The sequence below is a fragment of the Moraxella sp. 179-F 1C4 NHS genome, from assembly GCF_045370505.1.
Lineage (GTDB): Bacteria > Pseudomonadota > Gammaproteobacteria > Pseudomonadales > Moraxellaceae > Faucicola > Faucicola tetraodonis.
On the sequence record NZ_JBIQEC010000005.1, the window covers coordinates 54,371 to 68,143 of the forward strand.

The following is a 13,773-nucleotide window of genomic DNA, read 5'->3' on the forward strand; positions in this document are numbered from 1 at the left end:
CTCATCAATTTGTTAGGCATAGATTTAGATGTAGATTTAGACATAGAAATGGGCATAAACATATGTTAAAACAGCTTAAACTTTGGTATCGAGGCGGTAAGCATGTCAATGGCGAAGTGATTTATCAGCTACCCCATTGGTCTGCTAGGTTAGTCCGTCGCACGGTTGATTTTGTTTCGCTTGAATGGAAGTGGTTATTGGCATTTTTATGCCTAATCATGATAATTCTTGTTATCGCTATTTGATTTGTCGATATTTTACCCATTTCGCCATGCCAATTTGGGCAACATATGTGAGGTAAAGATATTGTATATAAAGCCGCTAACAAGTCACTATGTTTTACCATGACAAATAGTTGAGATTTTAGTATACTATCTTGTTTATTTGACACGCTTATACGACCGCTATGACCCAAATTCCTGTCATTCAAAACCCAGAAATGGTTAATCCCCAAGACCTTACCGCAAAAACCAATTTACTTGGCATGAGTAAGGCTGAGCTTGGACAATTTTTTGCCGATTTGGGCGAAAAACCGTTTCGCGCCACCCAAGTCATGAAGTGGATTTATCAGTTTGGCGTGACCGATTTTTATCAAATGACGAATTTGTCCAAAAAATTACAAGAAACATTGGATGAAGTGGCAACTGTGTCGCCCCCAACGGTCAAGTTTAAACAATTTAGCGAAGATGGCACCCGCAAATGGGTGTTTGAAGTAGCAGGTGGCTCGCTGGTGGAAACTGTACTTATCCCAGCTGACGATAATAAACAGTTTGGACGTAAAACCTTGTGTATTTCATCGCAAGTCGGCTGTGCGCTTGACTGCTCGTTTTGTAGCACCGGCAAGCAAGGCTTTGAGCGGGATTTATCCCCTAGCGAAATTATCGGACAGCTGTGGGTTGCCAACCAGTCTTATATGGAAAATGTGCCAGTCACTGAGCGTGAAAATCGGGTGACCAATGTGGTGATGATGGGCATGGGTGAACCCTTGTTAAATTATGAGCCTGTGGTAGCCAGTATGTCATTGATGCTCGATGACTTTGGTTTTGGATTATCCAAACGCCGCGTCACCCTATCAACATCGGGTATTGTGCCAAAGATGTATCAGCTCGCCAAAGACATTGATGTGGCACTTGCCATCAGCCTACATGCACCCAATGACGAACTACGTAACGAACTGGTACCCATCAATAAAAAATATCCACTCAAAGAGCTGATAGCCGCCGCCAAATCTTATGTATATGACGAAAATCCCCGTCATAAGAAGCATGTCACCATCGAATATGTGATGTTAAAAGACGTCAATGACACTGATGAACACGCCCGCCAGCTAGTCAATCTGCTCAAAGATTTGCCCTGCAAAATTAATTTGATTCCGTTTAATCCGTTCCCGCATGCGCCTTATGGACGCTCTAGTAACAATCGCATCCATGCGTTTAGCAATATCTTGAACCAAGCAGGCTTTGTCTGTACCATTCGCCAAACCCGCGGCGATGACATTGATGCGGCGTGTGGACAGCTGGTCGGACAAGTCACCGATAAAACCCGCCGAGCAAAACAATGGCAAGAAAAAGTGTCCAAAACATTACAATCTAAAGCATCTCATTAAATCTTTTATCATTATAATAGTTTGGCGTGATAAAGGCGCAAATTAGCCTTAACGGTTGGTGTTATCAAACTTTTTTTGCTATAGTAATAGCCATTTTTCCATTTTTAATGCTAGGCTTGTTTTGCTATTGGGTTGTATCGACCATTAAAATTGGTTAGCTACTGTCAAAATTTTTAATTATTCAATTTAGTTCATTTGATTATGAGTAAGTTTGTTATGCCACCATGTCACTCACGTCAAACTCATTTATACCATAGTCAACCTGCTATTTTTTGTCAATTACACGACAACGATATAGGTGACGATAAAATGCCGGGCAAATCAAATTTTTTATCGAAGGTTTTTGCGGTAAGTATAATTGGCTTTTCAAGCCTCACCCTTTGCCTAACCGGTTGTACCACTACCCGACAAGTCACCACGCAGACAGTCACCGCGAGTGACCCAAGTCGTTGGGAAAAAAATCCACAAGAAATCGCCAAAATTCGCACCGCGATTGCCGCTGAATATATTCGTGGTGGTAAATTAGACGATGCCAAACGACAGTTAGAAAGTGCCTTAAAGTCTTATCCAAAGTCAGCAGAAGCCAATGATATGATGGGCGTGTTGTTACAGCAAGAAGGCAGTCCGCGCAATATGCAAAAAGCCGAAGCTTATTTTAAAAACGCCATTGCACTCAATCCTGACTTTAGTCAAGCAAACAACAACTATGGCGTCTATCTCGCCCAACTCAATCGTAACCAAGAAGCGATTGCCCAGTTTCAAATTGCGGGTTCTGCCTTAGGGTATGACGGTCGTGCCAGTGCGTTAGAGAATTTAGGTCGTACAGCATTAAAGGTCAAAAATAAACCACTGGCCGTACAATCATTTATCAAAGCACTCGATGCCAACCGCCAAAGCATTGTTGCCCGTACAGAGCTGATTGATATTTTATTGACCGATGGCAAATTTTTGGAGGCGCAGGCGCTGTATAATGATTTGGTTAAAATTATTGGTCAATCCAACCTTGACCCGCGCACTTTATCGCAAGGGATTAGGCTTGCCAAACTTGCGAACAATACCATGGAAACGCAAAAATTAGCGCAGCAGCTTTTGGATCGCTATCCCCTTAGCGATGAAGCAAAGCAGATTCGTTCTGGACTTTTAACCCCAACGTCAACTTGGAAATAAGATGGAAAACAGCAATAACACCGACAATCAACAAAACTCCACCCCTGTTCATGACACAACCCAGCTTTTGGGTCAGCGTTTTAAACAAGCCCGTGAGAAAAAAGGCTTATCGATTGACGATGTGGCTGCCAAAACTTTCATTTTAAAAAGTCATCTTCGGGCGCTAGAAGCCAATGATTTTGACGCCTTACCACAGCCTACTTTTGCACGCGGTTTTGCCACTACCTATGGGCGTTTTTTGGGTTTGGATAAAAATCTGGTCGCGCAAAGTTTTGATGCCCAGTACCCCGCTACCCTCAAACAAAAATATGCCACGGTCATCAATGCCCCGATGCAGCCGATGGGCACGCTTAATCGTGAAGCACGTCCCAGTGTGCGTATTAACCCTTTTGTCATTGGTGGAATTTTATTGGTATTGGGGCTTGCGATTTTTATTTTTAATAAAGTTAGCAAAGCACATAATGACTCGGTTGAACAAGCGCCCGCTAGCGCTGTTGCCAGTATGCCAACCCAAGACCAAGTCAGCGGTGCGTCGCTTAACAATGCAGGCTCAGCGATTGTGACAAACACGGTGACTGCCAGTGGCTTACCCGCTACAGGCTCTGCCATTACCGGTGTTGCGGTAAGTGCTGATAATGCCAGTGGTACAGCAGCGACAGGACAAGCTGGCGCTAAAGCTTCGATTGACATTTTTGTGAAAGATACCACCAAAATCACCATTGTCGATGCGACAGGCAATACGATTTTAGATGGTGATCAAGCACGCGGTAGTTACCAATTGACAGGTCAAGCGCCGTTTCAGGTAAATATCGACAAAGCCAGCAACGTGAGCTTAGATTTGAACAAACAACCGATTAAATTAAGCAATTATGCCCAAAACGATAAAGCCAATTTTACGTTAAAACCTTAACAGCTTATCACTTTAAAAATACGCTAAACCATTCGTTATAACAGTTATAATAATAGGAACGCCTATGTCAGCGCATAACCCCATCAAACGTAAACTCACCAAAAAAATCTACGTCGGTAATGTCGCAGTAGGCGGTGACGCCCCCATTAGTGTGCAAAGTATGACCAATACCGATACTTGTGATGTGGCAGCGACGGTTGCGCAAATCAATCGCTGTGTCGATGCCGGTGCGGATTTGATGCGCGTCTCAACGCCAACGATGGAAAGTGTAAAAGCCTTTGCCGAAATCAAAAGACAAGTTTCTGTGCCCCTAGTGGCAGACGTTCATTTTGATTATAAAATTGCACTGGCGGTGGCTGATGCAGGTGCAGACTGCTTACGTATCAACCCAGGTAATATCGGCAATGAACAAAAAGTGCGTGAAGTGATTGCCGCCGCCAAACATCATGGGATTAGTATGCGTATTGGCGTAAACGCGGGGTCACTAGAAAAAGATATCCAAAAAAAATATGGTGAACCCACGGGTGAAGCCATGCTTGAATCGGCGATGCGCCATATTGATATTTTAGATCGTAATAACTTTGATCAATTCAAAATCTCAGTCAAAGCCAGTAATGTGTTTTTAACCATGGATGCGTATCGGTTGATTTCTGCACAAGTTGACAATCCACTGCATCTAGGTGTGACAGAAGCGGGGGTATACCGCACCGGTACCGTGAAGTCTGCGATCGCCTTAGGCGGACTACTGCTAGAAGGTATTGGCGATACCATGCGTATTTCGCTAGCCGCTGAGCCAGAAGAAGAAATTAAAATCGGTTTTGATATCTTAAAATCACTGGGTATCCGTAGTAATGGGGTGAATTTTATCGCCTGCCCTAGCTGTTCACGCCAAGAGTTTGATGTGATTCGGGTGATGATGGACTTAGAAAAACGCCTAGAGGATATCCGTGAGCCAATGGATGTGTCGGTGATTGGCTGTAAAGTCAATGGTCCAGGGGAAGCCAAAGAATCGGATATCGGCGTGGTGGGTGCTAGTCCAAATAGCCTTGTGTACAAAAATGGGGAAAAATCACATTTGATTGATACCACCAAGCTTGCTGATGAGATTGAAGCCATGGTACGTCAAAAAGTGGCTGAGCGTGAAGCGCAGCGCGCCAATGAAATTTTACGGGTTAAATAATTTTTGTGTCGTTTATTTTTTTAGTTTGCATTTTTTGGGAAATTGACCATGTTAAAATCCATTAAAGGTTTTAATGATATCTTACATATTGAGACAGAATCTACGCGCCCATCGAGTGAGTGGCGCCAACTTGAAAGCAGCCTTATCGATGTGCTCAATCAATTTGGCTTTGAGCAAATTCGCATTCCCATCGTTGAAGAAACCCAGCTATTTGCCCGCGCGATTGGCGATGCCACTGACATTGTCGAAAAGGAAATGTATAGTTTTTATGACAAATCCAACCCACCTACCGCATTGACGCTACGCCCTGAAGGCACGGCAGGCGCGGTACGTGCCGTGGTGGAGCATAACTTATTGCGGGGTGACAATCCAAAACTTTGGTACATCGGTCCTATGTTTCGCTATGAACAACCGCAAAAAGGCCGTTATCGTCAGTTTCACCAATTAGGGGTTGAGAGTTTTGGCAGTGAGTTGGCGGATGCCGATGCTGAGCTCATTATCATGACCTACCAAATGTGGCAAAAATTGGGCATTTTAGACGTGGTTCAACTTGAGATTAATAGCTTGGGTGAGATAGACGAACGACTGGCGTATCGCCAAGCCTTGGTGGATTTTTTAACCGATAAAAAATCTCAATTGGATGAAGATAGTCAGCGCCGCTTAACCACCAACCCACTACGCATTTTGGATAGTAAAGATAAAAACACCCAACAAATTTTAGAGAATGCCCCAAAGCTTGCTGACTTTTTGGGGACAGCGAGCCAGCAGCATTTTGAAGCCTTACAACACTATCTTAAGGCGGTAGGCATCAATTTTGTGATAAATCCAAAACTGGTACGCGGTTTAGATTATTACAATAAAACTGTATTTGAATGGACGACTGACCAGTTGGGTAGCCAAGCCACGGTATGTGCTGGGGGTCGTTATGATGGGCTTATTGGACAAATCAAAGCCATTGGCAGTGATAAACCAGCCGCTTCCGAGCCTGCTGTAGGTTTTGCCATGGGGCTTGAGCGTTTGCTGTTACTCATGCAAAAGGTGCATCCATTTAAGGCAACGCCGGCCTGTGATGTATTTGTGGTCGCCCATCCTGATGTTTACACCGATGCGATCAAATTTGCCCATGAGCTGCGTACGCGACGTTCAAATCTTCGCGTGAAAATGGCAAGTGCCACGAGCTTAAAAGCACAAATGAAGAAAGCCGACAAATCAGGTGCGCAACTGTCAGTGATCATCGCGCAAGATGAAGTCGCCAACCAGCAAATTACCATCAAAAAAATGGCAACTGGTGACCAAATTACGGTCGCGAGTGACACGCTCTTTAGCGAAAATCCAGATTTTATCTAATCTATCTGATTGAGCCAAATTTGATGGTTAACTTATATCAGTAATTTTTTGAAAGGCTTTATGTAATGGTTAAAGACGTACAACCTAAGCTAGTAAATGATGAACAGCAATCCTTAGGCGCGCTTAAACAATATGGTGGCTATATTTTATCCGCTATTATATTGGTATTAGCGGGTTATTTTGGCTGGACTTACTGGCAAAAGCATGGCGGCAATATAGATACCGCAGCGGCGAACGATTTTGCCAAAATTCAAAGCGACCAAAACAACATTGAGACCCTAACCACCCAAGCTGCCAGCGATACCAAAGCACAAGCGCAACTGACTACGGCGCAAACCAATTTGGACAAAGACTTGGGCGAATTTGTGGCTAACCATGATAATTCGGTTTATACATGGCAAGCCTTGATGCTGCAAGCCAAACAACAAACCGATAAAAATGATTTAAAAGCGGCGGCGGCAACGCTACAAAAAGCATCTCAGTTAACGCTTAAGGATGATGGGTTAAAAGCCATTGCCATTTTGCGCCAAGCACAGGTGCTATTGTCAGACAATCAAGCGGATGCGGCACAAAAACGCTTGCAAAGCCCCTTACCCGCTGCCTTTGAAGCCAGTAAACTTGAGATTTTGGGGGACATTGCCAACCAACAAGGCGATAAAAAAGCGGCTGCTACTCATTACCAAAAGGCTTGGCAATTGATTGAGCAACGTAATCAAAACAACCCAAACCCACAAGACCGTGCATTGCTGCGTATCAAAATGGAAAGCCTAGGCCTAAGCGTCAAACAACCTGATTTAACAGGCGGCGTACTCGCTAAACCTACGCAAGCACCTACCCAAGCTGAAAATACTGCCCCTGCTGCAGCAACCGCATCTGCGCCTGCTGTTGCCTCAAGCATAAAATAGGTGCAAATTAGGTAAAAAATCTTAACCTGACAAAACTTTTAACTGACAACATTTTAAACTTCACCATACGTTACGAGATAAACAATGACTACCATAACAACAACAAAATCGACGCCTTTATCGACAAACTTAATGAAACCTGCCGTATTTGCAACCGCCTTGGTGGTAGCGATGACCTTGACAGGTTGTGATAAATTTAAAAAATCTGACAATGTCCATAAACCTGCCGCACTTGTGAAACTCGCTAGCAGTCAAAATGTGATTTCCCCGCTATTTAGTCAAGGCAGCAATGCAAAAATTAGCCAACGCTTTGGCAATTTGCGCAACAAAACTACCATCAGCCAGCAACCTACCGCGTTTCGCGTGGCATATGACAACAATGGCTATGTCAATGCGTTAGCAGACGGTAGCGTGCAAGCGTTTGATGGGCAAGGTAAAGCGCTTTGGAGCATCAAGCTCAAACAAGGCCTAATGTCAGGGGTAGCGCTAGATGAACAATCTCGCGTAGCCGTGGTTAGTGACAGCAAAGGGGTCATCATTGCGTTAGACAGAATGACTGGCAAAGTTATTTGGAAAACGCCGTTGGACACCGCAACCCTATCCCCTGCGCTAATCAGCCAAAACCGTGTCATCACCCTTGGCAATGATGGTAAAATTAGTGCACTGTCGCTAGAGTCTGGCGCGCCTATTTGGACTTTTAATACCCAAAATCCAAATTTAAGCGTTCGCGGTAGTGCCACGCCGATTTTATTCAATCGCAATACAGTGCTGGTGTCGACAGCCGATGGTCGTATCCATGCTTTAAACATCGATAATGGCGTACCCATTTGGTCAAAACGTTTTGGTATTAGCAAAGGCAGTAGTGATATGGAAAAAATTTCTGATGTGGACGCCACTCCCGTACTAGATGGCAATATGTTGTATGTAGTGTCTTATAGCGGTCAGTTAGTCGCTGCGGATATGGCTTCCCAGCAGCTTAGTTTTGTCAAAGAGTTGGCGAGCCTAAAATCAGTCGGCACAGATGCTAGCCAAGTTTACGCCACTTCGCTTGATGGCGAATTGGTAGCGATGGATAAAATGACAGGCACGGTTAATTGGCAAACCGATAATTTGTCTTATCGTGGTTTGAGTAACGCGGTGAGTATCGGTAACTATGTGGTGGTTGGTGATGCCATGGGTTATTTGCATGTATATGACCGCACTTCAGGGGCACTGGTTGACAGAAAACAAGCCAAATCCGACGTGGCAGTATTACAGTTTATCAATAACCGTTTGATTGCCCAAAGCGCAAATGGCGCATTTAGTGTTTGGCAAGTAAATCGTTAATTGTTAAACTGTTCAGGCATTTAGCAGTTTTGGTGATTGGGTTAGCAGCCCAGACTGATAAAAGTGTGAGTTTAAATGACAACCCAGCATTGCAGCGCGATGTTGGGTTTGTTAAGTTATAGAAATAATGAATTTTTCAAGCTTGTTTAAAATCTTGCTTGTTGAAAATCTTGCTTTTTGAAAATTTTGGAAATTAAATTTATGAAACCAGTTGTTGCCTTGATTGGCCGTCCGAACGTTGGCAAGTCCACCCTATTTAATCAGTTGACCCGCAGTCGTCAAGCCTTGGTTGCTGATTTGGCAGGTCTTACCCGCGACCGTCAATATGGCGATGCAACCTTTGAAGAAAAATCCTTTATCGTCATCGATACCGGTGGTATTGGCGAAGTGGATGAAGGTGACGGCACCATTGATGACTATATGTCGCACCAATCGCATACCGCTATCCATGAAGCCGATATCATTGTATTTGTGGTTGATAGCCGCGCAGGTATCACGGGCGCCGATGAAGTCATTGCCAAACAACTTCACACCTTAGGCAAGCCGGTGTTTTTAGCCGCCAATAAAATGGATGGCGTCCATGAAGCGGCGATTCATGAATTTTATGCGTTAGGTTTTGGCGAGCCATTTCCCATGGCAGCCAGTCACGGACGTGGGGTCGGCAATTTATTAGAAGCCGTCACTGCCAATATGCCCACCGATGACCAAGAAGAACAAGCACCTGATGGCTTACGTATCGCCATCATTGGCAGACCCAACGTGGGCAAATCGACGCTTGTCAATCGCTTGCTTGGTGAAGAACGCGTGGTGGTTTTTGATATGCCAGGTACCACGCGCGATAGTATCTATATCCCTTATGAGCGTGACAATAGACATTATGTGTTGATTGATACTGCGGGTGTGCGTCGCCGTGGACGTATTGACGAAAAAGTTGAAAAATTTTCTGTGGTAAAAACCTTGCAAGCCATCAAAGATGCCCACGTAGTCATCGTGGTCATTGATGCGCAAGAAGGCATTACCGATCAGGATTTGAACTTATTAGGCTACGCCTTAGAAGCAGGTCGCGCGATGGTGCTTGCCATCAATAAATGGGACGGGCTTGACCAAGACCAAAAGAATTTTGTCAAAATTGAAATGGATCGACGTTTTAACTTTATCCCTTATGTAAAAGTGCATTTAATCTCTGCACTTCACGGAACGGGTGTTGGCAATCTTTACCCATCGATTCACCGTGCCTATGATGCGGCAATGTTTGATATTTCTACCAGTCGCTTGACCCAAATTCTGCAAGATGCGGTCACTGCACATCAGCCCCCTATGGTAGGCGGGCGACGGATTAAACTTCGATTTGCGCATTTGGGCGGTCATAATCCACCGATTATTGTGATTCATGGCAATCAGACCAGCCAAGTGCCAAACAGTTATCGTCGCTACCTAGAAAACGAATTTCGCAAGGTATTTAAGCTTGAAGGCACCCCGATTCGGGTTGAATTTAAACAAAACGCCAATCCTTATGCAGGTCGCACCAATACCATGACGGATGCGCAAAAAGAACGTAAACGTCGAGAGGTGCAAAAATTCAAAAAACGCGGCAAAAAACGTTAAGGTGATGTTAATTGGCGTTTTAAGGGATGAGTGAATGGTACAGAAGACTTTAGGTTATCAAATTGGGGTAAAGCGTATCGTTGCAATACCTTTTTTATTGGTTTTATTTATTTGCCTTGCGATTTATACCTTAGTCGACTTGACCCAAACGGTGCAATATGAAATCCAACAGGCCAGTAAGATTAATTATCTACTTGCCCAGTCTACTGCAAGTAATCCTAACAGTGTGACAACCGCTAGCATTGACACACTATTAAGCGAGATGCCGCAGTACGAAAGCATTGTTTTTTTTCCATTTGACCAGCAGCAGCATCCGACCACCCATCCGATTAAAGTAACAGAGGTTTTTTTTGAGCGCTATTACGGATTGAGTGAACCTGTTAAAATTAATTTATTGACATTCAAGCCCCATCAAGACAACACTAAAGTAGAGCAGCTGATTGGTTATAGCAATATCACCCTTGACCTACAAACCATTCGCCAGCAATGGTTTTGGCAACATTTGCCGTTAGTACTGGTGTTATCATTTATTGCGCTGTTCAATTTGTGGTTTGTGTTGCAAAAGGTGCAAAATTTAACCCATCGCTTACCAAAACTTGAAAATTTAAGCCATCACATTTTGCAAGATGAATTTTTAGCGGCAGAGGCGTATAAGCTGCCAAAAAGTAATGAGGCTTGGGTATTTGAAAAAGCCTTGGTGTATTTGCTCAACAAGCACAAGGCGCAAATTGCCCAAATCAACACCCTGCGCCAAGAAAAAAATGACCTTGAAGAAACCCAAATTAAGCAGCTTGAGCACAATTCAAAATTTGAAAATATTTTGATTCATGAGTTCAAATCCTCTGTAAGTCGTATCGAATCGGGTCTACAGCTATTACACAATCAATATATCAGCGCTGAGCAAAAAGATGCCGTTGAAATTATTACTTTGGGTAAAGATGATTTAAATGCTAAGCTGGATCAAATCATCCAAATTAACCGTATCGATAAAGGTCAAACAGGGGTCAGCGCCTACCAATTTAGTCCAACGGGGTTAATCACCCAAATTGTCAATGATTATCAGCCTCTGGCTGCCGAGAAAAATATTACCTTGACAGCAAAGCCCTATCATGCCGACTATGTCCTAGAAGGCGATGTTCAAAAAATCACCCTAATTATTAATTCATTGCTAGAAAACGCGATTAAATTTACCGATAAAGGCAGCATAACAATCACCTCGCAGTTGCAACATTTACAAACGCAAGTACGATGGACGCTGCAGATTGAAGACACTGGCATAGGCATTGCAAAGGAATATTTAGAGCTAATTTTTGAACCTTTTTTCCAAATTAATCCTGAAGTAAAACATTCCTCATCAACTAATTCTGCAGGATTATTTTTGGTGAAAAAACTGTTAGCACTGATGAAAGGCAGCATCACAGTTACTAGCGAACCTGATGTGGGTAGCAATTTTCAGGTATCGTTATTGCTAAAAGATTGGAAACACAACTATGAACGCAATTTATTGCTAAATAAACATATTGTCGCTTGGTATCACTATGAGGATTTATTCGAAACGGCCAAACGCATGGAAAATGCGGGTGCTAAAGTTGAGACGTTTACCAGTAGCGAACTTCTTGAAGATTATTTGTTATTTCATACGGTGGATGCGTTATTTATCTCGCGAAATATCGATTATCAAGCGATGTTAGACTTCGTCAGCAAATTTCGTGAGCGTGAAAATAAAGCCAGGGTCACCATTATCTGCGTTTATGACACCAAAGCGTTAAATCCGCATACCATTGAATTACTAAAAATAGCTGGGGTGGATTATTTTGTGAAAAAAGAAGTAATAGACGATACACTTGATCAATATATTAAAGAGCTGTCCCATATTTTGAGTTAAAATTTGAGTTAAAAAAACCCTTCGTTTCATGTGAAGGGTTTTTTGTGATTTTTCTTTGTAATTTAGAATAAACCTTTAAAGAACACAACGATGTGTTGCCACATACGTTTAAAAATTCCTGCTTCTTGAACTTGGGTTTCAGCGACCAATGGGACAGACGCCACAGGTTTACCATTAAGCATAGCCACCAGCTTACCCACTTCTTGACCTTGCGCTAACGGCGCTTTGACATCGGCTGGCAAATTGACCACGGTGCTGATTTTTTCTTGATCCAGTTTTGGCACTAGTACTTGTAAATTGCCTTTAGTGATGACGTTGACTTTATCGACAGCACCGAAGTTGACTGGCACGCTGCCGTAGCTTTTTTGGGCAGGGGCGGCAATTTTAGTAGCAAAGTTACTAAATCCCCAGTTGAGTAAGTTGCGCGATTGGTCTGCGCGCTCTTGAGCGCTTTTAGTACCCATAATCACTGAAATCAGACGCATATCACCGCGTTTACTCGATGCTACTAGGCAGTAACCTGCTTCGTCGGTATGCCCTGTTTTTAGACCGTCTACCGTTGGATCGGTGAACAACAGCGCGTTGCGGTTACCTTGGGTGATGCCATTATAAGTAAATTGTTTTTGGCTATAGATGGGATAATATTTTTTACTGTTCTTGATAATCGCTTGGGCAAGTTTCGCCAAATCTTCGGCAGATGCTTGATGGCCTTCTTGTGGCATACCGGTCGCATTCATAAAATGGGTATGGGTCATGCCAATTTTTTTGGCTTCTTCATTCATCAAATCTGCAAACGTGGTTTCGCTACCGCCAATGTGCTGTGCCATCGCTTTTGACGCATCATTACCCGATTGGATAATAATACCTTTTAACATATCAATCACAGGGGCGGTTGTGTTGACAGGGACATACATACAAGACTCTTCACTTGAGCCTTTACACCAAGCTTCTGGGGTCATGAGGATGGGTTCGTTTTCTTTTAATGCCCCTGATAGCAGCCGCTGCTCAATGATGTAACTGGTCATCATCTTGGTCAATGATGCGGGTGGGAATGGCTGCGCGGCATTTTTTTGAGCCAATACCGTGCCTGTATCATAGTCAATTAAGATAAAAGCAGAATTGTCTAGTTCAGGCTGTTGTATGGCGGCATTTGCCTGTACAGTTGTGGCAAAAAAACTGGCGGCGACAAAAGTGCCGACCATCAGACGTTGGGTGTATTGCGGTATTACGATTGCTTTCATCTCACTCACTCTTGGCTCAAATCAAATGCGGCCTGTTGGGTTGGCCGCTTGGTAAAACAAATTGCCTATATTAGCAAAAAAAATCGTAATTCAACACTGTATTCGGTCTAAAAATCAACGATTAATCATAAATAAAACCCCCTAAATCAGTTAGGGGGTTGATAGCACGGCTTGAGTTAAACTAGTATTTACTGTTGGCAAGGTCTTTGCATAGTTCAAGATTCTCCGCTTTTGGATAACTGAGTGTCCATTGGCGGGTTTCATTCAAAATTTGCTTGTAATCTTGCTGAGAGGATAAGTACTGCACCGCTAAACGAGGATCGCTGATGGTCGGCATTAATTTTTTTAGCTCGACATTATAAGCAGTGTTAAACGCTGTTTGTTGCGATTTATTCAGCATGGGTGGGCAGATTTCTGACAACACTTGTAATACCGCAACCTCTTCTTTGGTGGTCGATAATTCTGACATATCGATTGCGATAGTATCGTTATTTTTATCTTCAGCGATACCACTCACGGTGACGCCCATTAACAGCATGCCTATCATAGCTTGACTGATTTTGCCCAGTTTAATCATACGGTGTCCTAACGTTATCTAAGT

The 13,773-nt window shown here is 43.4% G+C and carries 11 protein-coding genes; 9 read left to right on the top strand and 2 right to left on the bottom strand.

Features of this window, described 5'->3' with window-relative positions:
* The first annotated feature begins 406 nt into the window (after positions 1-406).
* From rlmN to ACH0AB_RS03760, 9 genes are all read left to right on the top strand, one after another.
* The gene (gene rlmN, locus ACH0AB_RS03720; RefSeq protein ID WP_406877220.1) at positions 407-1,606 is read left to right on the top strand and encodes a dual-specificity RNA methyltransferase RlmN; all 1,200 of its coding nucleotides are present in this window, start codon (positions 407-409) and stop codon (positions 1,604-1,606) included.
* A 309-nt stretch (positions 1,607-1,915) separates the two neighbouring features.
* Positions 1,916-2,773 carry a type IV pilus biogenesis/stability protein PilW gene (pilW, locus tag ACH0AB_RS03725; protein ID WP_406877221.1) on the top strand — a complete coding sequence of 286 codons (858 nt, stop codon included), beginning with the start codon at positions 1,916-1,918 and terminating at the stop codon, positions 2,771-2,773.
* A gap of 1 nt (position 2,774) precedes the next feature.
* Complete coding sequence (locus tag ACH0AB_RS03730) at positions 2,775-3,683, top strand: helix-turn-helix domain-containing protein (RefSeq protein ID WP_099808110.1); 909 nt, start codon at positions 2,775-2,777, stop codon at positions 3,681-3,683.
* Between the two features lie 64 nt (positions 3,684-3,747).
* Positions 3,748-4,863, top strand: coding sequence for a flavodoxin-dependent (E)-4-hydroxy-3-methylbut-2-enyl-diphosphate synthase (ispG, locus tag ACH0AB_RS03735; RefSeq protein WP_406877222.1), 1,116 nt, complete (start codon positions 3,748-3,750; stop codon positions 4,861-4,863).
* Between the two features lie 48 nt (positions 4,864-4,911).
* Positions 4,912-6,210 (top strand): histidine--tRNA ligase, encoded by a 1,299-nt coding sequence (hisS, locus tag ACH0AB_RS03740; protein WP_406877224.1) that lies wholly within the window; start codon positions 4,912-4,914, stop codon positions 6,208-6,210.
* Between the two features lie 65 nt (positions 6,211-6,275).
* Positions 6,276-7,115, top strand: a complete 840-nt coding sequence (locus ACH0AB_RS03745; RefSeq protein WP_406877225.1) for a YfgM family protein — start codon at positions 6,276-6,278, stop codon at positions 7,113-7,115.
* Positions 7,116-7,199: 84 nt separating this feature from the next.
* Positions 7,200-8,441: an outer membrane protein assembly factor BamB gene (gene bamB / locus ACH0AB_RS03750; RefSeq protein WP_406877226.1), complete on the top strand. Its 1,242-nt coding sequence runs from the start codon at positions 7,200-7,202 to the stop codon at positions 8,439-8,441.
* A 201-nt stretch (positions 8,442-8,642) separates the two neighbouring features.
* Complete coding sequence (gene der / locus ACH0AB_RS03755; RefSeq protein ID WP_007115378.1) at positions 8,643-10,046, top strand: ribosome biogenesis GTPase Der; 1,404 nt, start codon at positions 8,643-8,645, stop codon at positions 10,044-10,046.
* 34 nt (positions 10,047-10,080) lie between these two features.
* Positions 10,081-11,931, top strand: a complete 1,851-nt coding sequence (locus ACH0AB_RS03760; protein WP_406877227.1) for a sensor histidine kinase — start codon at positions 10,081-10,083, stop codon at positions 11,929-11,931.
* A 62-nt stretch (positions 11,932-11,993) separates the two neighbouring features.
* On the opposite strand, the gene ACH0AB_RS03765 is transcribed toward ACH0AB_RS03760, so the two are convergent.
* Together ACH0AB_RS03765 and ACH0AB_RS03770 are read right to left on the bottom strand one after the other, a co-directional pair.
* Positions 11,994-13,133, bottom strand: a complete 1,140-nt coding sequence (locus tag ACH0AB_RS03765) for a D-alanyl-D-alanine carboxypeptidase family protein (RefSeq protein WP_406877302.1) — start codon at positions 13,131-13,133, stop codon at positions 11,994-11,996.
* 220 nt (positions 13,134-13,353) lie between these two features.
* The gene (locus ACH0AB_RS03770; protein WP_406877228.1) at positions 13,354-13,749 is read right to left on the bottom strand and encodes an MCR_0457 family protein; all 396 of its coding nucleotides are present in this window, start codon (positions 13,747-13,749) and stop codon (positions 13,354-13,356) included.
* Between the last annotated feature and the right edge of the window lie 24 nt (positions 13,750-13,773).